We start from the raw sequence: 22049 nt of genomic DNA on the forward strand, positions 1-22049 counted from the left end.
GCTGTACAGGCTTGGTTGAGGAAGCAGTCGAGTGGACAAACCAGCCGGCGCACTGCCGGCTGGTTTGTCCTGCACTGGCTCCGCTGGGAGGATGCGGAGCTGCGGTGTTGAGCCGGCTACCGGCCCGCCCAGCTGGCGCGCTGGCGGGGGCTCCCGACCTGCCACGATGAGGGGCTCACAGCTTCGACCCGATTGTAGGCGGAACTGGAATTCTCGATATCGCCATTGTCGAGCACTTGGGAAGATACGTCGGGCTTGGATGCCGATTTCGTGGTTTCGCCCGTCGATCCATGGCCGTGCAAGACCCCGTCGATGCGGGGGCTTGTTGCGTTTGTGCCGCTGTTGGCGACACTGGCCGTGGTCATTGCCGCGAAGACTATCAATGCATATCCGATGGTGTGTTTCATGGTTCAGTCCTTTTGTCGAAAGCGAGCGTTCGAACGCTCAGCAACCACAGACTACCGGGTCGAATTCACGGGCACCTTCCCTCGGATTTACATTTTTGTGATTCTCATGCGTAGCCGCGGCTGAAACCGAAATCGGGAAGATCAGTTTTGAGATGTTGAACGGCTGTCTCAGTTTCTCTTACGCCGATGCATGGGCTATCCCAATGCGGCTTCAAAAGGGAAAGAGCGCGTTCAACCAGGCGGGAGCGCGCTGGCGCAGGAATATGTGAAGGGCGAAGTCATCAAGGTCGACGCCAAACAGAAGAAGCTGACGATCAAGCACGAGCCGCTGACCAATCTCGACATGCCTGCGATGACGATGGTGTTCGTTGTCGCGGAGCAAGGCCTGCTCGACAAAGTCAAAACCGGTCAGGCGATCGAGTTCACAGCCGACCGCGTCAACGGATGCATCACGGTCACCGGCATCAAGTAATCCGGGACAGGCACCGCGGGTTGAAAAATCAACCCGCTGCGCTGTGCTGTCGAAAATGCCACGAGTACGGAAATTAGGATGAAGGGGCCGCGCAGAAAATCCTCCAGAGATTTTCTTTCCAGTCATCATGTACGGAGCGGTTCAGAGACATCTCTATGGGATATTTTCGCACACCTACGCTCACATATGCCGGATAATTACAGCGAACGCGTGCATGATGCCTGCCGGTATCTTCGTACCTGATGACGCCGTTCGCGTCCGTCTCGACGAGGCCAATAGCGACATCAAAGTCATAATCCCCATATGGCGAGACACTGTTGTCCATGACGCTGAGCTGGACCGAGGTGGCATCTGGAAAACTGGCGGTGTAAAAGACCAGTTGCTCCGCCGCCATCGAGGGCGTAGCCACCAACACGCCGGCAAACAATGCAATGGCGCGCATTTCCTCCTCCCGAGGATCCAGAGCGAGACTATCACCTCTCGCGTCAATATTCTAATTACTGTTCCGGGCAGTGGGTCGAGGCATTCCGATGCGCGTTGCGTTGCATGTCTCCTCCCATCCGTTACCTCCAGTCAGGACCATCAATGGCAAATCCTCCGCGCCGACCGACAAATCCAATGGCTGCCGCCGAAGCCGCCTTCAAGCCAGTCAAGAAGCCGGCCCCACCGGTTCGCGAAGCCGCAGTTGCTCCAAGTGTCAGAGAGCTTGTTTCAATCAGGATTGATCGAGCTGTCCTGGATTATTTCCAGGGGGATGGACCTGGCTGGCAGGACCGTATTAACGACGCTTTACGGGCCATGGTCGAGAAGCGGATCGCCGCCGAGGACGATCGGTCAGACGACATCACCTAACGAAAATTTGAGCGCCTGGTGATCTTTTCTTGGAATGCAGTATATGCCATGGAAGCCTGTGAAGATCTGGATCATATTCCCGCGTCTGCTTTCGTTTCTGGCCGTCGTGAGCCTTCTCACCGCGCCGATGGTGACACCGTCCGCTGCGCTGACGATGGTTGTCGATCCCGCGGCGACGATGGCGGATATGGCATCCATGCCGGACAGCATGCCCAACTGTCCCGACGAGAGTCAGCCGGCACCTGATTGCCAGAAATCCTGTCCCCTCATGGCCTTGTGCGTCGCCAAGTGCTTTCCGAGCGCTTCGACGGCCGCAGCAATCATGCTGGCCCGGTTATCTCAGGCTGACCTGCTCGCGCTTGGCAACAGAGACGGGCGCGATCTCCCGACTTCTCCGCCGCCGCCAAGACCCCCACGAACCTAAGTTCATCGGCGGCTCCATCGGAGCCGTTTGTCGCCGCGTGGCTGACGGCCCGTGGCTTTGGCATGAGCCTGGCCACGAACTTGCCGTGCATTCCGTGCGGCTGAAAGGATGAACTTGGGGAAACTGACAATGAACTTTTGCAATGCGAAGCACGTTGCAGCCGCGGCGCTGATCGGTCTTGCTCTCGGCAGTGCCAATTCGAAGGCATGGGCTGGGATCGACGATTACGAGTTTCAGCTCGTTCAAAGCGCGATCAAGACGGGCGATGCCGCGATTGTCGCCGTCCGTCTCGTCGACAAGCGGTCCGGCAAGGTGGTGCCCGACGCTGTGATCTTTACCCAGCGCATCGACATGGCACCGGACGGTATGGAGGCGATGACCGCGCCCGTCGAGGCGCTGCCGTCCGAAGAGCCCGGCATCTATCGGTTCAAGACCAACCTCATCATGGCAGGAGGCTGGCGCCTTTCGATCGCCGCGAAAATCCAGGGCGAGGCCGAAACAGTCGAGAGCCGTTTGGAATTCAAGGCTACCCAATGAGCAGGCTCGGCTCATTCGTGGCGCTTGCCGTATTGGCGGGCGCGGGCGCCGGCGGATACTGGGCGGGCCAGCGCGATCTGTCCGTCCCGGCGGTGATGCAAATGATCAGCGCCAACATCGCAAGCGCGCTCGGAGCGGAACAGACCCCGACGGTTGTCGGCTCGTCTGCCTCCGATCCAGTCCTCTACTATCGTCATCCTGACGGCAATCCAGTCTATTCGTCGACACCGAAGCAAACCCCGGATGGTCGGGATTTCGTGGCGGTGCTGGCGAGCGAAGACGTGAGCTTCGAGGCGCGTCCCAAGGACGAGGCGAAGGGGGCCGAAGCGACGGCGCCGGGCGAGCGGAAAATCCTCTACTACCGCAATCCGATGGGCCTGCCGGATACATCGCCGACGCCAAAGAAGGATTCCATGGGGATGGCCTACATCCCGGTCTTCGAAGGCGAAGCGAAGGACGGCGCGACCGTCAAGCTATCGACCGGAAAACTGCAGCGAACGGGTGTGAAGACGGTACCCGCCACCAGAGGCGCAATCGTACGGCCGGTCCGCATTCCCGGCACCGTCACGTTCGATGAGCGCCGCGTAAGCGTCGTCTCGATTCGCACCGAGGCGTTCCTCGAAAAAGTGGCCGACATCACTACGGGAGAAACAATCAAAAAAGGGCGGCCCCTCGTCAGTTTCTATGCCAAGGAAATAGCTGCCGCGGGCGCGCTCTACGCCGCCGATCTAAGGAGCGGCTCGAGCAAGGCAACCGCCAGCGGCAGCTTGCAGCGGTTGACGAACCTTGGCGTTCCCGCCGAAGCAATCGTCGAAATCGAGAAAACCCGGAAGGTGCCGATCTCGGTGACGCTTGTAGCGCCACGCAATGGCGTTGTGTTGGAACGCAGGGCCGTCGACGGCATGATGGCCGAAGCCGGGGAAACGCTGTTTCGGATCGCCGACGCCTCGACCGTCTGGGTGATGGCTGACGTGCCAGAATACGAGCTGAGCTCTGTTCGCGTCGGAGACAAGGCGACTGTGCGCATCCGCAGCTTGTCGGGCAAGGTCTTCGAAGGCAAGGTCGGCCTGATCTATCCGGAAATCCAGGGCCAGACTCGGACCGCGAGGATTCGCATCGAACTCGCAAATCCCAACGGGCTGTTGCTTGCCAACATGTATGCCGATGTGGAGATCGCGACGGGCGGCAACGATCCTGCCGTAACCGTGCCCGACAGCGCCGTCATCGACACGGGCGATCGACAGGTCGTTATTGTCGACAAAGGCGAAGGCAGCTTCGAGCCGCGCGACGTGAAGGTCGGCATGCGGGGCGAGGGCATGGCCGAGATCACGCAGGGCATTACCGAAGGCGAAAAGGTCGTCGTATCTGCGAACTTCCTGATCGATGCCGAAAGCAACCTCAAGGCGGCGCTCAGCGCACTGACGCCCGCGGAGGCGCAGCCATGATCGCCAACCTCATTGCTTGGTCGACGCGCAACCTGGTTCTTGTCTTGTTCGCCAGCGCGCTCGCGGTCGGGGCAGGCGTCTACGCTGTCAAGACCTTGCCGCTCGATGCCATACCCGACCTGTCGGATGTGCAAGTTATCGTCTTCACAGACTATCCGGGCCAGGCTCCGCAAGTTGTCGAGGACCAGGTCACTTATCCGCTGACGACTTCGATGCTGACCGTGCCGCGATCGAAGGTGGTCCGCGGTTTCTCGTTCTTCGGAGTGTCCTTCGTCTATGTGATTTTCGAGGACGGCACCGATCTCTACTGGGCTCGAAGCCGCGTGCTCGAATACCTGAACGCGGCCGCCAGCCGGCTACCCGACGGCGTTGCCCCAACGCTCGGACCCGACGCGACAGGCGTCGGCTGGGTCTATCAGTATGCCGTCGTCGCCAAGGAACTGTCGCTCGCCGAACTCCGATCCCTTCAGGACTGGGTCGTTCGTTTTGCGGCCTCGAAAGCCGAAGGCGTTTCGGAGGTCGCGAGCTTCGGAGGCTTCGTCAAGCAGTATTCGATCGTCGTCGATCCGGTGCGGATGCGCGCTCAAGGCGTAACGCTCGCGGAAGTCGGCGAAGCGGTGCGCACCAGCAACATGGATACCGGCGGGCGAACGGTCGAGATCTCCGAGTTCGAGTTCATGGTGCGCGGGCGCGGCTATCTGAAGAACGTGGCCGACATAGAGAGCATCGTGCTCAAGACCGTGGGCGGCGTGCCGCTCCGGCTTGGCGACGTGGCCAAGGTCGAAATCGTGCCGGACGAACGGCGCGGTATTGCCGAACTCAACGGGGAGGGCGAGGTTGCAAGCGGCATCGTGCTTCAACGGGTCGGCGCGAATGCTCTGACCGTCATCGAGAATGCCAAGGAGAGCCTCCGCGAGATCGAAAAGAGCCTACCAGGCAACGCCAAGATCATCCCCGTCTACGACAGGTCGGAACTCATCAACTCCGCGATCAAGACGCTGAGGTCGACATTGGTGGAGGAGAGCATCGTGGTCGCTCTCGTCACCATCGTCTTCTTGCTTCACGTCAGAAGCGCGCTGGTGGCGATCATCATGCTGCCGGTCGGCATCCTAATGGCCTTCGCCGCGATGAAGCTGCTCGGCCTCGGTTCGAACATTATGAGCCTCGGTGGCATGGCCATCGCCATCGGCGCGATGATCGATGCGGCCATCGTAATGATCGAAAACGCCCACAAGCACCTCGAACGCGCGCCACCGGGCAAGCCCCGCATCGAAGTGCTGGTCAACGCCGCAGCAGAAGTCGGACCCGCGCTATTCTTCAGCCTGCTGATCATCACCGTCTCATTCCTTCCGATCTTCACGCTTGAAAGCCAGGAAGGCCGGCTGTTCGGGCCGCTGGCTTTCACGAAAACCTTCGCTATGGCAGCGGCAGCGCTGCTTTCGGTCACGCTCGTGCCCGCTCTGATGGTCATCTTTGTCCGCGGCCGGATCATCCCGGAACATCGCAACCCGCTCAACAGGCTGCTAATCGGTCTCTATCGGCCGATCATTGCCGGGGTGCTGAAGGCGAAGACCTTCACTATCCTGCTCGCCGTCGTGGCTCTTGCCGTGACGGTCTGGCCGGCGCGCCAGCTCGGCAGCGAGTTCATGCCGAACCTCGATGAGGGGACGCTGATGTACATGCCGACCACCTTGCCGGGAGTTTCGGTCACCAAGGCGGCCGAATTGATGCAGATGCAAAACCGGATCATAAAGTCCTTTCCGGAAGTCGATTCCGTCTTCGGCAAGGCTGGCCGGGCTCAGACCGCCACCGACCCCGCGCCGACCGAGATGTTCGAGACGATCATCAACCTCAAACCGAAATCGCAATGGCGGCCCGGGGTCACTTCGGAAAGCCTGAAGACCGAGATGGACGCAGCACTGCAGTTTCCGAGCGTGTCGAATGCATGGACGATGCCGATCCGCGCCCGTATCGACATGCTGTCCACGGGCATACGCACGCCAGTCGGAGTCAAGGTCTACGGGACCGAACTCGGTGAAATGGAAAACGTTGCTCGGCAGATCGAGGCGGTGCTGCGGGCGGTGCCCGGCACGTCGAGCGCCTATGCCGAGCGGGTGATAGGCGGCTACTATCTCGACATCGTGCCGGACCGAGCCACCCTTGGGCGCTACGGCCTCTCGGTCGGCGATGTTCAGGATGTGATCTCCGTGGCGCTTGGCGCGAAGGTCATTACGTCCACTGTCGAGGGCCGTGAACGTTATGGCGTTGCGATCCGCTATCCACGCGCTCTCAGAAGCGATCCCGGCGCGATCGCCCGGGACGTGCAGATTGCGCTGCCCGGCGGTGGCTCTGTGCCGCTCGGCGAGGTCGCCAAGATCGAACTCACGCGCGGCGCGACCTCGATCCGCACCGAGAACGGCCAACTCGCCGTCTACATCTTCGTCGACATCGCTGGCCGCGACCTTGGCGGCTATGTCAACGAGGCTCAAGCCGCAGTCGCCGCCGAAGTGAAGCTACCACCCGGTTATTCCGTCGCCTGGAGCGGGCAGTTCGAATATCTCGAGCGGGCCCAGGCGCGGCTGAAGATTGTCGTGCCGCTGACGCTGGCGCTGATTTTCCTGCTGCTCTACCTCAATTTCCGCACGCTGACCGAGACGCTGATCGTCATGCTGTCGCTGCCCTTTGCGATCGTCGGCGGCATCTGGATGATGTGGTGGCTGGGCTTCAACATGTCGGTTGCGGTCGCCGTCGGTTTCATTGCGCTCGCGGGCGTGGCGGCCGAAACGGGCGTCATCATGCTGATCTATCTCGACAAGGCGTGGACGGATACGGGGGTCAGATGTGCGGCCCAGAAGCGTGGTTTGACAAGCACGGATCTAAACGAGGCGATCATGTTCGGCGCCGTCGAGCGGGTGCGACCGAAGATGATGACAGTCGTCGCCATCATGGCGGGCTTGTTGCCGATCTTGTGGAGCACGGGAACCGGATCGGAAGTCATGCAGCGCATCGCCGTCCCCATGATCGGCGGCATGATTTCCTCAACGATCCTGACGCTCGTCGTGATTCCGGCCGTCTACGGCATCGTCAAGGGCTGGCGGTTGCCGAGGCGGAGTGTCGTTGAAGAGCCGCTGGTAGCGGCTCCGACTAGATTGGCCGCGGAATAGGAGGAGCAAAAAAAGTATCAGATGATGTCGGGCGGCATGTGGGGATGCATCATGCCGGCAGCACACCGTCGCCGGCGGGCAAGCTCCCGATAAAACGCCTCCGGCGTAACGGCGATCTCCGACGCAACATGATGCCAGCGTCCCTTGGGCGGCAAGACGCCGCCGTTGCATGCCATCCAGGCACTAACCCTCGCTGCGACGGATTTCAGGGATAGTATCTCGGTTCGCGTTCGCGTCTGGTGGACCTCGCCTGCCAAGTGTCGCAGCAGTGAGGAGGCCAGCGCGCGATCGCTTTCGAGCGCCGCCTTGGCCTTGGTGATTGGCACGGCGCGCACCGTCGATTCCTCGGTTGCCAAGGCGTCGCAATGATATCGATCCGCAAACAGCGAAGCCTCAGCCAGGATCGAAGCCGAGCCGGCACGCTGCAACGTCAGCTGGAACCCGTCAGGAAGTGCACGAACAAGGCGCAGTTCTCCCGCGGTGACCAGGAAGAGCGACAGCACCGGGTCGTCCATACGAAACAGGACGCTGCCGGCAGGGAGAGATTGCTCTCGTTCCGCGAGTTCGAGGAATCGCTCGAAGAGGAGTTCCGACATGATCGTAATCATGTTTCAGTTCCCGCGGCCGTGTCAAACGTCGCGCACATGAAACGCTAGAGATCATTCGATGAACCGCATCCCCATTGCCGTGCTGTCTCTCATGCTGACTTTTCTTGCCGCCCCTCACGGACTGGCGCAGCAGCATGGCAGCATCAACCATCACAAGGCCGCTGAAGGAAAGGATCCAGCCACTTCGTCTTATTCCGGGATGGAGACGCGCCGCGTGAAAGCGCTCTCGGACGAGCAGATTTCCGACCTTATGGCGGGGCGAGGGATGGGTCTGGCATTGGCGGCCGAACTCAATTCCTATCCGGGTCCGTCACATGTCCTCGATCTCCGTGATGCTCTTGATCTCAGCGACGAACAGGCCTCGCGGACCAAGGCCCTGCTGGATCAGATGAAGGCAGAAACCATCCCGCTCGGAAGACGAATCATCGAGGAAGAGACCGAACTGGACCGCTTGTTTTCCGAACGAAAGATAACGTCGACGCACCTCGTTGAAATGACAAAAACCATCGCCGACGTGCAAGGCGCGCTACGAGCAGCGCACCTGCGCTATCATCTCGACATGGCCGAGTTGCTTACCCCTGAGCAGATCCGCCGGTATTCACAGCTTCGCGGATACTCTGGGCAGGTCGATTGAACAGGGCTACGCACGCAACTTTGGCTTCGTCAGCGGACACTATTGCGCGACCGCACCTTCCAGATAGCCGATTATCGCGGCGCGCTGGGCGGCGTTGGGAACGCCCACTGTCATCGACGTGCCCGGAACCATCTGGCGTGGCGCCGCGAGGAAGGTATCAAGGGTACCGCCTTCCCAGACGATGCCCGACTCCCGCAGCGCGGCCGAATAACGGGCGCCCTCGACACTGCCCGCCTTGCGGCCGATGACGCCCGACAGATGCGGACCGGTTCTGTTCTGGCCTGGCTCCAAGCTATGGCAGGTCCCGCAGCGCTGCCGGAACAGCCGCTCGCCGTCGGCCTGCTGCGCGGAAGCGGCGCCCGGCAACAGCAGGCCGGCGGCAGCCAAGAGCGCAGCCAGGGACGTACGCGCTCGCGTGACAGACGTGCGCAGGGATGCGGTCGCAACTCCGGCGGAAATTACGTGGTTGCGTGTCGTGGCATGTGAATGGTTCATCGGATGACCTTTGCGGAACGTTCGGGGAGGGGCTTTGCTGGTGACCGGAGGCTTCCGGCAAGACCAGCCGCTCACCAGCGAGAGCGGCGGCTGGGTCGAGGAGGCGCGGGAGGATGCAGGTCGTGACTTGTCCTTCGCTGCGACAGCGATGATCTAATTATGGCGCGGCAACGCGGGAGTTCCGATCGCGGGACGGTTTCGGGATCGCAGTCCGGTCGGAGGTTTCGGCTCAGGCACGGGCGCCGGGGCAAGCTGCTTGGCCATGTCGATCAGCGGCAGCCTGATGAGTGCCCGAAGGCCCTCGCTCCGGTTCTCCAGCACGATGTCGCCGCCGTGGTGGCGGGCGATGGCGCGGGCAATTGACAGGCCGAGCCCAACGCCGCCGGTCTCCCGGTTGCGTGACTGCTCCAGGCGGAAGAAAGGGGCGAACACCTGCTCCATATCGCCTTGCGGAATGCCGGGACCGGCGTCCTCGACTACGATGTCCAGGCTGTCGGCACTGCTGACCAGGCTCACCTTGGCCTGCTCGCCGTAGCGGACGGCGTTTTCGACGAGGTTGCGGATCGCCCGGCGCAGGGAGTCCGGCCGGCAGCGATACAGCACCTTGGGACCGTCGCTGACGGTGACGTTTTGGCCTAGCTCTGCGAGATCGTCGCAGAGGCTGCCGACCAGCGCCGAAAGATCGACGGTTCGCGTCGCCTCTACCGCAGCGTCCTCGCGCGCGAAGGCCAACGCCGCTTCCGTCATCGTCTGGATCTCCTCGATGGTCTTCAGCATCTTTTCCTGGAGTTCGTAATCCTGGACAAACTCCGCGCGCAGCCGGAGCGAGGTCAGCGGCGTGCGCAGGTCGTGGCTGATCGCCGCCAGCATGCGCGTGCGGTCTTCGACGAAGCGCTGCAGGCGCTCCTGCATGCGATTGAACGCCTCGGCGGTCTGGCGGATGTCGTCCGGCCCTGATTCCGGCAGCCGCGGCACGGCCTCGCCGCGGCCGAACAGTTCAGCGGCATTGGCGAGCCGTCGCAGCGGACGCGCGATTGCCTGCGCCCCGAAAATCGCGATGGCGGACAGGATGAGCGCGGTGAGCGCCAGCGATATCGCCGATTGCGTCGTCCAAAAGGCGTTCGGCATCGCCTTGGCGTAGGCGGCATTCAGCCAGGTGCTGTCATCGAGGCGGACGGAAAGGCCCATGCCGTTTGGGGCGGCGTCCATATAAAGAAACTTGGCCGGCCGCGAGAAGGGCCTGCCATTGCCGGACAAATCCAACATGCGCGGCGGCACGGAAGGGTCGGCGGCATCGACTGCGCTCGAAGCTTGGCCGTTCATGTAGGCGGCATATTTGCCGGCAATCCCGGGCAGCGGCTTGGCGAGCTGAGTAAAAGCCTCCTGTTGCCAGGCGAGGGGATTGCTCGGTCCGTCGTCCGAGGTCCAGAAGCGCGTATAGGCCGTGCCGCTGACGTTGAGTATGTCGGGCCGAAGCGAGGGGGGCGTCGTGTCCAGCAGAAGCGCAAGCGAGGACGTGCGGCTGACGAACTCGCCCTTGGCCGCCGCGTGCAGGGCCTGTCCGCGCTCGTCCCACGAGATCAGGAAGGTGATCGCCTGCGACAGGGCGAGCGCGAGCAGCACCAGCATGAGGAAGCGGGCCGCCAGGCTGCGTCTCCACAACAGCATCATGCCTGGGCCACCTCGGCGGTGAAGCAGTAGCCGCCGCCCCAGTGCGTCTTGATCAGCATCGGACTCTTCGGATCCGCCTCGATCTTCTTGCGCAGCCGGCTCACCTGGTTGTCGACGGCCCGATCGAAACCGTCGGCGGTGCGCCCGACCGTGAGGTCGAGCAGCTGATCCCGGCTGAGCACGATCCCGACATGCTCGATGAAGGCGGTGAGAAGGCGGAATTCAGCCGTGCTGAGCGCGACCGCCACGCCGTCGAGCCCGACCAGCTCGCGGCGGCCGACATTCAGCGTCCAACGGTCGAACCGAAGGGCATTCGACTTGAGACGGCCGCGCTGCGGCGGCAGGCTGTGGACGCGCCTGAGCACGGCCTTGATCCGCGCCAGCAGTTCCCGCGGATTGAACGGCTTGGTCAGGTAGTCGTCGGCCCCGATCTCGAGGCCCACGATCCGGTCGATCTCCTCGGCCATGGCGGTGAGGAAGATGATCGGAACGTCGACCGTCCCGCGCACGTGCCGGCAGGCGGCAATGCCGTCCTCGCCAGGCATCATGACGTCGAGGACGATGAGATCGGGCAAGCTGCGGTCGAGCAGCCGTTTGAGCGCGGCCGTGCTGTCGGCGACACTGACGCGATAACCCTGCTGGGTGAGGTATTTCCCGACGAGGTCGCGGATGTCCCTGTGGTCGTCGACGACCGCGATGTGCTGCGCCACTTCCATGCAATGCTCCAAAGCCGCCGCTAAATAGTCGGCCAGTATCGACGATATCTAGTTTGCGTCTACACGGATGATCACCTTCCGCACCATGGCGGCAATCTCGCACGACATCAACAAACCGTGAGAAGTGTAACGAAGTGTATCAGAACGCTTCGCCTGCGACAGCTTGCGATGAACTGCCGGTCAACGGGACAAGGTTCTGCGACAGGTCCTGGCTAATTTGGCCTCGTCGCTAGCCGGGACTTCCGGTCTCTGCCGCCAGGCCATGCCGCGCGGCATCCGGACGGCGGTCCTCGCCAGCCTTTGATCGAAAGGATTGCACAATGGCCAGATTGATCGTCAACGGCACGCCACGTGACATCGAGGTCGATCCGGACACGCCGCTGCTATGGGTGATCCGCGAGCAGATCGGGCTTACCGGAACGAAGTACGGTTGCGGGGTTGCCGCTTGCGGCGCCTGCACCGTCCATATAGACGGCGCCGCCACGCGCTCGTGCGTGCTTCCGGTGAGCGCCGTCGAGCCGGACCAGCAAATCACCACCATCGAGGGGCTTTCGCCGGATAGTTCGCATCCGGTCCAGCAGGCGTGGCTGGCGCTCGACGTACCGCAATGCGGCTACTGCCAGGCCGGCATGATCATGGCTGTGGCGGGTCTGCTCATGCAGAACCCGAACCCCACGGACGAAGACATCAACGCCGAGATCACCAATATCTGCCGCTGCGGCACCTACAACCGGGTCCGCGCCGCGATCAAGCTGGCCGCCAATGGCGGCGAAGCCACGCAACGCGGTTGAGGAGAACAGTCATGAACGCCATAATTTCCATCTCCCGCCGCAGCTTCATCATCGGCGTGGCCTCCACGGCCGGCGGCATGTCCCTCGGGTTCAACGTGCCGTTCATCAAGCCCGCACTTGCCGAGGGCGCCGAGACCGCGCCGGAGATCAATGCCTGGGTGGTGATCAGGCCCGACGACACGGTGGTCATCCGCATCGCCCGCTCTGAGATGGGGCAGGGGACGCTGACAGGCCTGGCGCAACTCGTCGCCGAGGAGCTGAATTGCGACTGGTCGAAGGTCACGACCGAATATCCGTCGCCGGCCCAAAACCTAGCGCGCGACCGCGTATGGGGCAATTTCTCGACTGGCGGCAGCCGCGGCATCCGCGAATCGCACGAATATGTGCGTATTGGTGGCGCCATTGCGCGTGAGATGCTGATTGCCGCTGCGGCCGCCGAATGGGGCGTGCCGGCCAGCGAATGTACCGCAAGGATGGGCATGGTCACGCATGCGGCATCGGATCGCGCCACCTTTTATGGACAGTTGGCCGCCGCCGCTGCGCGGATGACGCCGCCCGCCAATGTCACGCTGAAGGACCCGAAGGATTGGACCATAGCCGGCAAGCCGCTGCCGCGGCTTGATACGGCCGATAAGCTCAACGGCAGCCAGGTCTACGGCATTGACCTCAAGCTGCCGAACATGCTCAACGCGGCAATCCGGGCCTGCCCGTATTTCGGCGGCAAGGTGGAGAGCTTCGACGCGGCGGTGGTGGCTGAAATGCCCGGGGTGCGCACCGTCGTTCAGGTCGACGAGACCGCCGTTGCGGTTGTCGCCGACACGTGGTGGCGGGCGAAGACCGCTCTCGATGCCTTGCCGGTCGTCTGGGACGAAGGTCCCAACCGGCAGGTCACCAGCGCCTCGATCGCGGCGATGCTCGAAGAAGGCCTCGGCGCAAATGACGCCTTCATTGGCGCCGAGCAAGGTGACGCTGGAGCCGCCCTGTCCGCTGGCGGCCGAACGGTCACGGCGACTTATGCCTATCCCTATCAGAACCACGCAACCATGGAGCCGATGAACGCGACGGCGCTCTACACGCCTCAGCGCTGCGAGGTTTGGGTGCCGACCCAGAATGGCGAGGCGAGCCTTGCCGCAGCGGCCGAGGCCGCCGGCCTGCCGGTGCAGCAATGCGAGGTGCATAAGATCCATCTCGGCGGCGGCTTCGGCCGGCGCGGCAACTTCCAGGACTATGTGCGTCAAGCGGTCAGCATTGCCAAGCAGGTGCCGGGAGCACCCGTAAAGCTCATCTGGTCGCGTGAAGAGGACATGCTGCACGGCGCCTATCATCCGACGACGCGGTGCCGACTGACGGGCGCGCTCGACGCGGACGGCAACCTGACCGCTCTGCACATGCGTATATCCGGCCAGTCGATCCTTGCGGCGGTGCGGCCGGAAGGCATGCAGAACGGCATGGACCCCGTCGTCTTCCAAGGCCTCGTCCTCAGTGGCACGGAAGGCACACTGGGCTACACGGTGGACAATCTGCGGATCGACCATGCCATGCGCAACCCGCCGATCCCGCCGGGCTTCTGGCGTGGCGTGAACCTCAACCAGAATGCGCTCTACGTCGAGTGTTTCATGGACGAACTCGCCCATGCGGCCGGCGTCGACCCGCTCGCCTTCCGCCGCAAGCTGATGGCCAAGCATCCGAAGCACCTCGCCGTGCTGGAGGCGGTTGCCGAACGGATCGGCTGGGACACCCCGCCAGCCGCCGGCGTTCACCGCGGCCTGGCGCAGATCATGGGTTTCGGCAGTTATGTCGCGGCGGCAGCGGAGGTTTCGGTCACCGACGGGCAGCTCAGGATCCATCGCATCGTGGCGGCCACCGATCCGGGTCATGTCGTCAATCCCGCACAAGTGGAGCGGCAGGTCGAGGGCTCCTTCGTCTATGGCCTTTCCGCCTGCATCTACGGCGAATGCACCGTCAATGGCGGCCGCATGGAGCAGGAGAATTTCGACAGCTACGAGGTTATGCGCATGGCCGAAATGCCGGCGGTGGAGACGATCATCCTGCCGTCCGGAGGCTTCTGGGGCGGCGTCGGCGAGCCGACCATCGCGGTCGCCGCGCCGGCCGTCCTCAATGCGATCTTCGCCGCCACCGGAAAGCGCATCCGCACGCTGCCGCTGAAAAACCATGACCTCGCATGACATGATGCGCCCAAAGAACAGGCGCGGACGATCGTTCGCGCCCGTCCTGGTTGCGGCGCTTGCGGCCAGCGCGCCGGCATGGGCCGGCGCAGCGCCTGGTGCGGCGGCGTGCACCGGCTGTCACGGGCCGGCGGCGCTTGGCTCAGCCATCTCCTCGCTCGACGGCCACGCGGCGGACGACATCGTCGCCCAGATGCAAGCCTTCCGTTCCGGTGAGCGCAAGGCGACGGTCATGGACCGCATCGCTAGGGGATATACCGAGGAAGAGACGCGCGCCATCGCCGAATGGCTCGCCAAACCCGAGTCGGCACGCCATGCCCAGCCGTAGAGCCTTGATCGGCGGCGCGGCGGCCAGCGTCGCCGCGGCGGTCCTTGCTGCGCCGCAGGTACGCGCACAGGCGCAGCCCAGCGTGGTCGTGGTCGGCGGCGGCTTTGCCGGGGCAAGCTGCGCCCGCGCACTGAAGCAGCTGGATCGCGACCTTGCCGTGACGCTGATCGAGCCGGAGACAGCCTATCTGGCCTGCCCGTTCAGCAATGCCGTGCTTGCAGGGCTGCGCGGTATCGAGGCGCAGACCTTCGGCTATGACCGGTTCGGCGACATCGGGTTCATCCGCAAGCGCGCTGTCGCCGTCGATGCCGAGCGCCGGCGCGTTCGGCTGGATGACGGAACTGACATCGGCTACGTCAGGCTGGTGCTGGCGCCCGGCGTAGATCTGCGCTTCGACGCGCTGCCGGGCTACGACGAGGCGGCGGCGGAGATCATGCCGCATGCCTGGAAGGCGGGGCCGCAGACGTTGCTGCTGCGCGACCAGCTCGCGGCGATGCCGGACGGTGGGGTGGTCATTCTCTCCGCGCCAGCCAATCCGTTCCGCTGCCCGCCCGGTCCCTACGAGCGAGCAAGCCTGATCGCGCATTACCTCAAGACCAGCAAGCCACGCTCGAAGCTGATCATCCTCGACGCCAAGGACGCCTTTTCGAAGCAGCGGCTGTTCGAAGCCGCCTGGCGAGAGCTCTATCCCGGCCTGATTGAATGGGTGCCGCTGTCCTCGGGCGGCAGGGTGACGGAAGTCGACCCGGCGACAAGGACGCTGGTGACCGAGTTCGGCAGCCACAAGGCCGATATCGCCAACGTGATCCCACCACAACGTGCGGGCAGGATCGCGCAGTCGGCCGGTGTCGCGGATCAGACGGGCTGGTGCCCGATCGACCCGGTCACCTTCGAGTCCCGCCTGCAGCCAGCGATCCACGTCGTCGGCGACGCGGCGATCGGCGGGGCGATGCCGAAATCCGCCTTCAGCGCAAACGCCCAGGCAAAAGCCTGCGCTGCGGCGGTCGCCGCGCTGGTCAGGGAGCGGCAGCCGGCGCAGCCGAAGCTCATCAACACCTGCTACAGCCTGGTCGCGCCCGGCTATGGCATTTCGATCGCCGGCGTCTACCAGCCGCGCGACGGCCTGCTTGCCGAGGTGGAGGGTGCGGGCGGCACAAGCCCGCTCGAAGCGCCGTCCTCCGTTCGCGAACTGGAAGCGGCCTATGCGGAGGACTGGTTCCGGACGATCACCAGCGAAATGTTCGGATGATGAGGATGGCTTGCCTCGCTGTTGCGGGATTGCTGCTTGCGGCCTCGCCCGGTGTCGGCGAGGAGGCGGTATCTTACGTCGTGACCGGCGACGCGATCATGGAGCCTCTGGTCGGCGGCAAGGGTGATCCGGCGCGAGGCGCCGCGCTGATCTCGGACCGGCAGCGCAGCCTCTGCACGCTCTGCCACAGCGGGCCGTTCCCCGATGCGCATCTGCATGGCACGCTGGCGCCCGACCTGACCGGCGTCGGGGCAAGACTTTCGGAAGGCCAGATCCGGCTGCGCCTAGTCGACATGAAGCGGCTCGTGCCGAATACGAGCATGCCTTCCTACTACCGGATCGCGGAAGAGGAAGGCCGGCGCGTCGCCACCGCCTGGCGCAGCAAACCGATCCTGACCGGCGCCGACATCGAGGATATCGTCGCCTATCTCACGACACTGAAGGGGTGATTATGCGCGAAGACCCGCTTCGAGTTCACGGAGGCTTGGTCGGACGGCGGCAGTTTATTCGGGCCGGCATGACCGGCCTTCTGGTGATCAGCCTGCCGCGCTGGGCCGTTGCCCGTCCGAGCCTCGATGAAGCGATCCGTACCTTCACCGGGGGAGCCGACGTTCTCGACGGCCGCGTCCGGCTCGACCTGCCGCCTTTGGTCGAAAACGGCAATGCGGTCGGGATCACGGTCGCCGCCGAGAGCCCGATGACCGCGGACGATTATGTCCGGCGCATCGCGGTCTTCAACGAGAAGAACCCGGAGGCGAATGCCGCGGTTTTCAGGCTCGGGCCGCGCTCGGGCCGCGCCACCGTCTCGACGAGGATCCGGCTCGCGACCTCCCAGGTGGTGGTCGCGGTCGCTGAGATGAGCGACGGCAGCTTCTGGTCAAGCCGTGCAAGCGCGATCGTCACGCTGGCCGCCTGTATCGAGGATCTCTCATAATGGCGCGCGCACTCGTCAACGTGCCGAAAGCGGCCAGGCAGGGCGAGGTCGTCGAGATCCGAGCGATGATCGCGCACCCGATGGAGACCGGCTACCGTGTCGGCCCGAACGGCATCAACATCCCACGCGACATCATCCGCCGTTTTGCCTGTACCTACAACGGCGAGGAGGTGTTTTCGGCCGATCTCTTTCCAGCGGTATCGGCCAATCCGTTCATCGCCTTCACGCTCCTCGCCACGACGAGCGGCACGATCGACTTCACCTGGACGGACGATGCCGGGAAGAGCCAAACGGCGTCGGCCGAAATCACGGTGAGCTGATGCGCGCCCTCTGGGGCCTGGTGGGGATCATCGCGGCGGTCGTCTGCAGCATGGCCATCGCTGCCGGCATCGAAGGCAGCGCGAAGCGCTCCGGCTTCGACTTCATGACGCCGGAGACGCAGGCGCTGCAGGCCGACGACATGAGCAACCCCGGCATGCTGTGGGTGCTGCAGGGCGAGCAGCTCTGGCAACAGGCCGAGGGCAGGGCGGATGTCGCCTGCGCCGGCTGCCATGGCGATGCCAGTCAGACGATGCGCGGCGTTGCCACACGCTATCCGGCCTTTGACGAGGCGATGGGACGGCCGATCGACCTTGCCGGGCGCATCAATTCCTGCCGCGCGGAGCGCCAGCAGGCCGAGCCGCAGGCGCCGGAATCTGACGCGTTGCTCGCCCTGACGGCCTATGTGGCACGTCAGTCGCGCGGCATGCTCACACCGGCGACCGACGCCCGGCTCGCGCCGTTTCGTGACAACGGTCGGCGTCTGTTCCAGAGCCGTATCGGCCAGCTCGATCTTTCCTGCGCCTCCTGCCACGACGACAACTCGGGCAAGCGACTCGGCGGCAGCGTCATCCCGCAGGCGCATCCGACCGGCTATCCGCTCTACCGGCTGGAATGGCAGACAGTCGGTTCGCTGCAGCGGCGCCTGCGCAACTGCATGATCGGGGTCAGGGCGGAGCCCTTCGCCTTTGGCGCACCGGAACTCGTTGACCTTGAGCTCCATCTGACGGAGCGGGCCCGTGGCTTGCGGGTCGAGACGCCGGCGGTCCGGCCATGATGCCGGCCAACGGCCGGTCTTCATCTGTCGCCGACGACAGTTGATCGCAACGCGGCGCGCGCGCGGGTCTGGCAGGCCTTGCCAACCTCGCACATGTCATCGATATGGAGCTTGATGAGTTCACCGAAGGTTTGGCGAAAAGCGCAGTATCGTGGCGCACGCTCGTGTGTACTTGACACAAGCTAACGATTTAAAGTTAAACAAAAACGATGACGTATCAAGCACATAGACTGGCTATTGCGCCGATGATGGATTGGACGGACCGGCACTGCCGGTTCTTTCATCGTCAGTTGACACGCCGGGCGCTGCTTTACACCGAGATGGTCGTGGCCGACGCGGTCATCCGGGGCGCGCGCGAGCGCTTACTCGGCTTCGACGATACCGAGCATCCAGTCGCGTTGCAGCTCGGCGGCTCCGATCCGCAGAAGCTTGCCGAGGCGGCGCGCATCGGCGAAGCCTTCGGCTATGACGAGATCAATCTCAATGTCGGCTGCCCGTCCGATCGCGTCCAGTCGGGCACGTTCGGTGCCTGCCTGATGAAGGCACCAGTTCTTGTCGCTGACTGCATTGCGGCGATGAAGGTTTCCGTCAGTATCCCCGTCACAGTCAAATGCCGGATCGGCGTCGACGAGCAGGATCCTGAGCCGGCGCTCGACGCGCTGGCGGACGGCGTTTTCGCGGCCGGCGCCGACGCGCTGTGGGTGCATGCCCGGAAAGCGTGGCTGGAAGGGCTGAGCCCGAAGGAAAACCGCGACGTCCCGCCGCTCGACTACAGCAGGGTCTATCGGCTGAAAGCCAGAAAACAAAACAAATTCATTGGCATCAATGGCGGTATTCAATCTCTTGAAGAAGCGCTTGACCACATTGATCACGTCGACGGCGCCATGCTCGGCCGCACCGCGTATCACACGCCGGGTATTCTGGCAGGCGTCGATGCCGCGTTTTACGGCGACAAACCCGACGCGCTCGATTTTGTCGCGCTGATCGATGCCATGGCGGACTATGCGGCGCGCCATATCGAGCGGGGCGGGCGGCTTGGTCATGTCACCCGTCACATGGTCGGCTTGTTCCACGGTCTGCCTGGCGCGCGCCGCTACCGGCAGATCCTTTCCACTGACGCGACAAGGCCCGGCGCTGGACCGGATGTTCTGAAGGCGGCTTTCGCTGCAGTCGATTTCGGCAGGGCGGATGCGGAAGCAGCCTGACTGTTCAGTCGAGCAAGATCATGCGGCGCGTCTACGCAGTCCGTTCAGCAATCCAGAGGACCGTCGATAGCTGAGGCAAGTCGGGCTAAGCAGCGCGCGCCCGCTCGCCGTCCGGCATTTCTTCTCTGATCCCGCGTGCTGCGCTCCGGACGCGAAGGGCGTCGCGCTTCGGCGGCGCTTTGAACAGTCGGGCATATTCGCGCGTGAATTGCGAGATGCTCTCGTAGCCCACCTCGAACCCAGAGCTGCTTGCCGAGAGGCCTTCATCCACCATGAGGCGGCGCGCTTCGACCAGGCGAAGCCGCTTCTGGTACTGTCCCGGTGTCAGCGATGTCATCTGTTTGAAATGCTTGTGAAAGGCGGTGAGGCTCATTGCAGCTGCCGCCGCCAGGCGTTCGGCGGACACGCGCGATCGGTACTCCGCTCTCAGGATCGCGATGGCCGCGGCGAGGCGGCTCGCGTGGCTTTCTGGATCCGCAAGTGCCCGCAAGGCGACGCCGTGCGGCCCCGACAGAAGCCAATAGTGCAGCTCATGCATGATTCCGTCGCGCAGGAGCGGTATCGCATCGGGCCGGTCCAACAGCCTCATCAGCCGCGATGCGCAGTCCAGCGCCGCGGCTTCGGTGTCTTCGGCGAACAAGGTGCGTGTCTCGGACGGGCATAGCGGGCGGACGCTGCCCAGTTGCGCCGTCAGCTCGCGCAGGATCGTCATCTCGAGCTCGACCGCTACGGCCAGATAGGGTTCGCTCCGGCTCGCCTGCACGATCCGCCCGACGACCGGCATGTCCGCGCTCACGATCACAGACTGCCCGGCGGAAAAGACCTGCTGCTCCCTTCCTACGGTCATGCGCTTGGCGCCCTGTAGGACCAGGCACACCAGGGGTCGATAGACTGAATGAAGATCGCCGGAAGGGGACTCGATGTACATCATCTTGAGACCCGGCACAGGCGTCACCGCCAAGCCATCGCTGTTGGCATGTCGACTGGCATAAGCCTGAGCGGCCTGTTTGAGCGAGTCCATGTGATCTCTCTCCTGTAGCGTGGCTCGATACCTAGCATGCGCGCGCGCAAACGTCACATGGGCTGCAGAATCGAGCAAGTTTTGCGCATGGGTTGGCAAGCCCCTGGCCGGCCCGCGCGGTATGTAACGTCCCGACAAAAGCAAGTTCGCTACAAGGAAAGGAACTCCCAATGTCTGGACAGAACGAGGTGCCGAGACGAGCCGTGCTGGCGGTGGTCGCCATGGCTCCAGTAGCACTCGCGGTCGGGGCCGCCCGCGCGCAAACGACCGGTCAGGCGCCGGCGTCGCGCGGCAAGGTCGCCCTGGTGACCGGCTCTTCTCGGGGCATCGGCGCAGCGACGGCCAGGCGCCTCGCTCGTGACGGCTATGCCGTCACCGTGAATTGCGAAAAGAACCGCGATCTCGCGGCCGGCGTAGTCCGGGAGATCGAGGCAACTGGCGGGCGCGCCATCTGGGTGCAGGCCGACGTCAGCGATCCCAGTGCAGTGCAACGCCTGTTCGAGGAAAACGAGCGCGCGTTCGGCGGCGTCGACGTTGTCGTGAGCAATGCCGGCATCATGCGGCTTGCGCCTTTCCGCGACATGACCGACGCCGATTTCAGCCGGATGGTCGACGTCAACCAGAAGGGCAGTTTCTACGTGCTGCGCGAGGCGGCGCGGCGCGTGCGCGACGGCGGCCGGATCATCGCGCTGTCCTCGAGCATCACTCAGCTGCGCAGCCCGACCTACGGAGCTTACGCCGCCACCAAGGCCGCGCAGGAACTCTACGCGAACATACTCGCCAAGGAACTTGAAGGCCGCATGATCTCGGTGAACGCCATGGCACCAGGCCTTGTGAACACAACCCTCTTCACCGACGGCAAGACCCCCGAGCAGATCGTCGGCTTCGCCGCTCGCACGCCACACAAGCGGCTAGGCGAGCCTTCCGACATTGCCGATGCGATCGCGGCGCTCTGCAGCGGGGACGGCGCCTGGATCAACGGACAGACGGTATTTGCAAACGGTGGCGTCGTTTGATCCCGAGCAGCTGGAATACATGGAGCACAGAACGATGAAAACGACGGGAAACACGATCCTCATCACCGGCGGCGGATCCGGTATTGGGAGGGAACTGGCGCTGCGCTTCAATGCGCTTGGAAACACTGTGATCGTCGCCGGACGGCGCGAGGAGGCGCTCGAGCGGACGATTGCCGGGCGTGAAGGCATGCACGCGATGGTCGGCGATGTCGAAGATTCGGAAGCAATCACAGCATTTGCCAAGCGCGTAGTCGCCGAACACCCGGCACTCAACATGCTCATCAACAATGCCGGTATCATGCGCCGCGAAGATCTGACTAGGACCCGCGATCTGCGCGACGCGGAGGAGACGATCGTCACCAACTTGTTCGGGCCGATCCGGCTCATCAACGCGCTAATCGACCACCTGGCGGCCCGGCAAAACGCCGTGATCGTCAACGTCTCGTCAGGCCTGGCCTTTGTGCCGCTGAGTGGCACGCCGACCTACAATGCCACCAAAGCGGCGATCCATTCCTATACGGTGTCGTTGCGCGAGCAACTCAAGGGCAAGGTCGAAGTGATCGAGCTTGCGCCGCCCGCGGTTCGCACTGAACTGACGCCCGGCCAGTCGACCCGCGAGGAGTATATGCCGCTCGATGCGTTCATTGACGAGGCGATGGCGTTGTTCAGTCGGCAGCCGACGCCGAAAGAGATCCTGGTGGAGCGAGTAGGCTTCCTGCGCTGGGCGGAACGGGACGGCCGGTTTGATCAGGCAGTCGAGATGCTCAACGCTCACTGAGCGGCGCCGAAGCAGCCCGA

General features: G+C 63.6%; 25 protein-coding genes. 17 read left to right on the forward strand and 8 right to left on the reverse strand.

All coding sequences use genetic code 11. The features are described from left to right. Positions 1–116: 116 nt before the first annotated feature. Positions 117–407 carry a hypothetical protein gene (locus EJ075_RS27915; RefSeq protein ID WP_126106535.1) on the reverse strand — a complete coding sequence of 97 codons (291 nt, stop codon included), beginning with the start codon at positions 405–407 and terminating at the stop codon, positions 117–119. Positions 408–597: 190 nt separating this feature from the next. Here EJ075_RS27915 and EJ075_RS27920 point away from each other — a divergent pair, with 190 nt between their 5' ends. Further along, entirely contained in the window at positions 598–879 is a 282-nt protein-coding gene (locus tag EJ075_RS27920) for a copper-binding protein (protein ID WP_126106536.1), read from the forward strand. Between the two features lie 73 nt (positions 880–952). Here the strand turns inward: EJ075_RS27920 and EJ075_RS27925 are convergent, their stop codons facing one another. Continuing rightward, positions 953–1321 (reverse strand): hypothetical protein, encoded by a 369-nt coding sequence (locus tag EJ075_RS27925; protein WP_126106537.1) that lies wholly within the window; start codon positions 1319–1321, stop codon positions 953–955. Positions 1322–1464: 143 nt separating this feature from the next. Between EJ075_RS27925 and EJ075_RS27930 the strand changes: the two genes are divergently transcribed. Then, positions 1465–1731 (forward strand): BrnA antitoxin family protein, encoded by a 267-nt coding sequence (locus EJ075_RS27930; RefSeq protein ID WP_126106538.1) that lies wholly within the window; start codon positions 1465–1467, stop codon positions 1729–1731. Here EJ075_RS27930 and EJ075_RS33290 read toward each other — a convergent pair. Then, positions 1714–1941 carry a hypothetical protein gene (locus EJ075_RS33290; RefSeq protein WP_164547207.1) on the reverse strand — a complete coding sequence of 76 codons (228 nt, stop codon included), beginning with the start codon at positions 1939–1941 and terminating at the stop codon, positions 1714–1716. The genes EJ075_RS27930 and EJ075_RS33290 overlap by 18 nt on opposite strands. 343 nt (positions 1942–2284) lie before the next feature. On the opposite strand from EJ075_RS33290, the gene EJ075_RS27940 reads away from it, so the two are divergent. The 3 genes from EJ075_RS27940 to EJ075_RS27950 are packed head-to-tail and all read left to right on the forward strand — an operon-like array spanning position 2285 to position 7301. Beyond that, a complete protein-coding gene (locus EJ075_RS27940) occupies positions 2285–2692 on the forward strand; it encodes a FixH family protein (RefSeq protein WP_126106540.1) in 408 nt (135 codons plus the stop codon). Continuing rightward, a complete protein-coding gene (locus tag EJ075_RS27945) occupies positions 2689–4137 on the forward strand; it encodes an efflux RND transporter periplasmic adaptor subunit (protein WP_126106541.1) in 1449 nt (482 codons plus the stop codon). The genes EJ075_RS27940 and EJ075_RS27945 overlap by 4 nt, the downstream gene beginning before the upstream one ends. Beyond that, a complete protein-coding gene (locus tag EJ075_RS27950) occupies positions 4134–7301 on the forward strand; it encodes a CusA/CzcA family heavy metal efflux RND transporter (protein ID WP_126106542.1) in 3168 nt (1055 codons plus the stop codon). The genes EJ075_RS27945 and EJ075_RS27950 overlap by 4 nt, the downstream gene beginning before the upstream one ends. A gap of 17 nt (positions 7302–7318) precedes the next feature. Here the strand turns inward: EJ075_RS27950 and EJ075_RS27955 are convergent, their stop codons facing one another. Continuing rightward, positions 7319–7909: a Crp/Fnr family transcriptional regulator gene (locus EJ075_RS27955; RefSeq protein ID WP_126106543.1), complete on the reverse strand. Its 591-nt coding sequence runs from the start codon at positions 7907–7909 to the stop codon at positions 7319–7321. Positions 7910–7967: 58 nt separating this feature from the next. On the opposite strand from EJ075_RS27955, the gene EJ075_RS27960 reads away from it, so the two are divergent. Then, complete coding sequence (locus tag EJ075_RS27960) at positions 7968–8543, forward strand: periplasmic heavy metal sensor (protein ID WP_126106544.1); 576 nt, start codon at positions 7968–7970, stop codon at positions 8541–8543. A 39-nt stretch (positions 8544–8582) separates the two neighbouring features. On the opposite strand, the gene EJ075_RS27965 is transcribed toward EJ075_RS27960, so the two are convergent. From EJ075_RS27965 to EJ075_RS27975, 3 genes are all read right to left on the reverse strand, one after another. After that, positions 8583–9038, reverse strand: coding sequence for a c-type cytochrome (locus EJ075_RS27965; RefSeq protein WP_126106545.1), 456 nt, complete (start codon positions 9036–9038; stop codon positions 8583–8585). Between the two features lie 153 nt (positions 9039–9191). Continuing rightward, on the reverse strand, positions 9192–10709 hold the full coding sequence (locus EJ075_RS27970) for an ATP-binding protein (RefSeq protein ID WP_126106546.1): 1518 nt from the start codon (positions 10707–10709) through the stop codon (positions 9192–9194). Then, positions 10706–11425 carry a response regulator gene (locus tag EJ075_RS27975; protein ID WP_095485165.1) on the reverse strand — a complete coding sequence of 240 codons (720 nt, stop codon included), beginning with the start codon at positions 11423–11425 and terminating at the stop codon, positions 10706–10708. The genes EJ075_RS27970 and EJ075_RS27975 overlap by 4 nt, the downstream gene beginning before the upstream one ends. 320 nt (positions 11426–11745) lie before the next feature. Here EJ075_RS27975 and EJ075_RS27980 point away from each other — a divergent pair, with 320 nt between their 5' ends. The 9 genes from EJ075_RS27980 to dusA all read left to right on the forward strand — a co-directional run bounded on the left by EJ075_RS27980 (position 11746) and on the right by dusA (position 19214). Next, on the forward strand, positions 11746–12216 hold the full coding sequence (locus EJ075_RS27980) for a (2Fe-2S)-binding protein (protein ID WP_095485164.1): 471 nt from the start codon (positions 11746–11748) through the stop codon (positions 12214–12216). Between the two features lie 11 nt (positions 12217–12227). Then, a complete protein-coding gene (locus tag EJ075_RS27985) occupies positions 12228–14402 on the forward strand; it encodes a molybdopterin cofactor-binding domain-containing protein (RefSeq protein WP_126106547.1) in 2175 nt (724 codons plus the stop codon). Continuing rightward, positions 14389–14730 carry a cytochrome C gene (locus tag EJ075_RS27990; protein WP_245458030.1) on the forward strand — a complete coding sequence of 114 codons (342 nt, stop codon included), beginning with the start codon at positions 14389–14391 and terminating at the stop codon, positions 14728–14730. The genes EJ075_RS27985 and EJ075_RS27990 overlap by 14 nt, the downstream gene beginning before the upstream one ends. Further along, positions 14717–15979, forward strand: coding sequence for an NAD(P)/FAD-dependent oxidoreductase (locus tag EJ075_RS27995; protein ID WP_206437518.1), 1263 nt, complete (start codon positions 14717–14719; stop codon positions 15977–15979). The genes EJ075_RS27990 and EJ075_RS27995 overlap by 14 nt, the downstream gene beginning before the upstream one ends. A 5-nt stretch (positions 15980–15984) precedes the next feature. Next, positions 15985–16428, forward strand: coding sequence for a sulfur oxidation c-type cytochrome SoxX (soxX, locus tag EJ075_RS28000; RefSeq protein WP_126106548.1), 444 nt, complete (start codon positions 15985–15987; stop codon positions 16426–16428). 2 nt (positions 16429–16430) lie between these two features. Continuing rightward, entirely contained in the window at positions 16431–16913 is a 483-nt protein-coding gene (locus EJ075_RS28005) for a SoxY-related AACIE arm protein (RefSeq protein ID WP_126106549.1), read from the forward strand. Beyond that, the gene (gene soxZ, locus EJ075_RS28010) at positions 16913–17233 is read left to right on the forward strand and encodes a thiosulfate oxidation carrier complex protein SoxZ (protein WP_126106550.1); all 321 of its coding nucleotides are present in this window, start codon (positions 16913–16915) and stop codon (positions 17231–17233) included. The genes EJ075_RS28005 and soxZ overlap by 1 nt, the downstream gene beginning before the upstream one ends. After that, positions 17233–18009, forward strand: coding sequence for a sulfur oxidation c-type cytochrome SoxA (gene soxA / locus EJ075_RS28015; protein ID WP_126106551.1), 777 nt, complete (start codon positions 17233–17235; stop codon positions 18007–18009). Before soxZ ends, soxA begins: the two co-directional genes overlap by 1 nt. 209 nt (positions 18010–18218) lie before the next feature. Beyond that, complete coding sequence (gene dusA, locus EJ075_RS28020; RefSeq protein ID WP_126106552.1) at positions 18219–19214, forward strand: tRNA dihydrouridine(20/20a) synthase DusA; 996 nt, start codon at positions 18219–18221, stop codon at positions 19212–19214. 85 nt (positions 19215–19299) lie between these two features. Here dusA and EJ075_RS28025 read toward each other — a convergent pair whose 3' ends face one another. Beyond that, positions 19300–20235 carry an AraC family transcriptional regulator gene (locus tag EJ075_RS28025; protein WP_126106553.1) on the reverse strand — a complete coding sequence of 312 codons (936 nt, stop codon included), beginning with the start codon at positions 20233–20235 and terminating at the stop codon, positions 19300–19302. Positions 20236–20405: 170 nt separating this feature from the next. Here EJ075_RS28025 and EJ075_RS28030 point away from each other — a divergent pair, with 170 nt between their 5' ends. Next, a complete protein-coding gene (locus EJ075_RS28030; RefSeq protein ID WP_126106554.1) occupies positions 20406–21251 on the forward strand; it encodes an SDR family oxidoreductase in 846 nt (281 codons plus the stop codon). A 34-nt stretch (positions 21252–21285) separates the two neighbouring features. Further along, positions 21286–22029, forward strand: a complete 744-nt coding sequence (locus tag EJ075_RS28035) for an SDR family oxidoreductase (RefSeq protein ID WP_126106555.1) — start codon at positions 21286–21288, stop codon at positions 22027–22029. Positions 22030–22049 lie beyond the last annotated feature (20 nt).

Source organism: Mesorhizobium sp. M6A.T.Cr.TU.016.01.1.1, from assembly GCF_003952585.1.
GTDB lineage: Bacteria > Pseudomonadota > Alphaproteobacteria > Rhizobiales > Rhizobiaceae > Mesorhizobium > Mesorhizobium mediterraneum.

What these genes read in the sequence shown, in the direction of transcription:
- EJ075_RS27915 (WP_126106535.1), bottom strand. Translation starts at nt 407, where the DNA reads ATGAAACACACCATCGGATATGCATTGATAGTCTTCGCGGCAATGACC.
- EJ075_RS27920 (WP_126106536.1), top strand. Translation starts at nt 598, where the DNA reads ATGGGCTATCCCAATGCGGCTTCAAAAGGGAAAGAGCGCGTTCAACCA.
- EJ075_RS27925 (WP_126106537.1), bottom strand. Translation starts at nt 1,321, where the DNA reads ATGCGCGCCATTGCATTGTTTGCCGGCGTGTTGGTGGCTACGCCCTCG.
- EJ075_RS27930 (WP_126106538.1), top strand. Translation starts at nt 1,465, where the DNA reads ATGGCAAATCCTCCGCGCCGACCGACAAATCCAATGGCTGCCGCCGAA.
- EJ075_RS33290 (WP_164547207.1), bottom strand. Translation starts at nt 1,941, where the DNA reads ATGCTGTCCGGCATGGATGCCATATCCGCCATCGTCGCCGCGGGATCG.
- EJ075_RS27940 (WP_126106540.1), top strand. Translation starts at nt 2,285, where the DNA reads ATGAACTTTTGCAATGCGAAGCACGTTGCAGCCGCGGCGCTGATCGGT.
- EJ075_RS27945 (WP_126106541.1), top strand. Translation starts at nt 2,689, where the DNA reads ATGAGCAGGCTCGGCTCATTCGTGGCGCTTGCCGTATTGGCGGGCGCG.
- EJ075_RS27950 (WP_126106542.1), top strand. Translation starts at nt 4,134, where the DNA reads ATGATCGCCAACCTCATTGCTTGGTCGACGCGCAACCTGGTTCTTGTC.
- EJ075_RS27955 (WP_126106543.1), bottom strand. Translation starts at nt 7,909, where the DNA reads ATGATTACGATCATGTCGGAACTCCTCTTCGAGCGATTCCTCGAACTC.
- EJ075_RS27960 (WP_126106544.1), top strand. Translation starts at nt 7,968, where the DNA reads ATGAACCGCATCCCCATTGCCGTGCTGTCTCTCATGCTGACTTTTCTT.
- EJ075_RS27965 (WP_126106545.1), bottom strand. Translation starts at nt 9,038, where the DNA reads ATGAACCATTCACATGCCACGACACGCAACCACGTAATTTCCGCCGGA.
- EJ075_RS27970 (WP_126106546.1), bottom strand. Translation starts at nt 10,709, where the DNA reads ATGATGCTGTTGTGGAGACGCAGCCTGGCGGCCCGCTTCCTCATGCTG.
- EJ075_RS27975 (WP_095485165.1), bottom strand. Translation starts at nt 11,425, where the DNA reads ATGGAAGTGGCGCAGCACATCGCGGTCGTCGACGACCACAGGGACATC.
- EJ075_RS27980 (WP_095485164.1), top strand. Translation starts at nt 11,746, where the DNA reads ATGGCCAGATTGATCGTCAACGGCACGCCACGTGACATCGAGGTCGAT.
- EJ075_RS27985 (WP_126106547.1), top strand. Translation starts at nt 12,228, where the DNA reads ATGAACGCCATAATTTCCATCTCCCGCCGCAGCTTCATCATCGGCGTG.
- EJ075_RS27990 (WP_245458030.1), top strand. Translation starts at nt 14,389, where the DNA reads ATGACCTCGCATGACATGATGCGCCCAAAGAACAGGCGCGGACGATCG.
- EJ075_RS27995 (WP_206437518.1), top strand. Translation starts at nt 14,717, where the DNA reads ATGCCCAGCCGTAGAGCCTTGATCGGCGGCGCGGCGGCCAGCGTCGCC.
- soxX (WP_126106548.1), top strand. Translation starts at nt 15,985, where the DNA reads ATGGCTTGCCTCGCTGTTGCGGGATTGCTGCTTGCGGCCTCGCCCGGT.
- EJ075_RS28005 (WP_126106549.1), top strand. Translation starts at nt 16,431, where the DNA reads ATGCGCGAAGACCCGCTTCGAGTTCACGGAGGCTTGGTCGGACGGCGG.
- soxZ (WP_126106550.1), top strand. Translation starts at nt 16,913, where the DNA reads ATGGCGCGCGCACTCGTCAACGTGCCGAAAGCGGCCAGGCAGGGCGAG.
- soxA (WP_126106551.1), top strand. Translation starts at nt 17,233, where the DNA reads ATGCGCGCCCTCTGGGGCCTGGTGGGGATCATCGCGGCGGTCGTCTGC.
- dusA (WP_126106552.1), top strand. Translation starts at nt 18,219, where the DNA reads ATGACGTATCAAGCACATAGACTGGCTATTGCGCCGATGATGGATTGG.
- EJ075_RS28025 (WP_126106553.1), bottom strand. Translation starts at nt 20,235, where the DNA reads ATGGACTCGCTCAAACAGGCCGCTCAGGCTTATGCCAGTCGACATGCC.
- EJ075_RS28030 (WP_126106554.1), top strand. Translation starts at nt 20,406, where the DNA reads ATGTCTGGACAGAACGAGGTGCCGAGACGAGCCGTGCTGGCGGTGGTC.
- EJ075_RS28035 (WP_126106555.1), top strand. Translation starts at nt 21,286, where the DNA reads ATGAAAACGACGGGAAACACGATCCTCATCACCGGCGGCGGATCCGGT.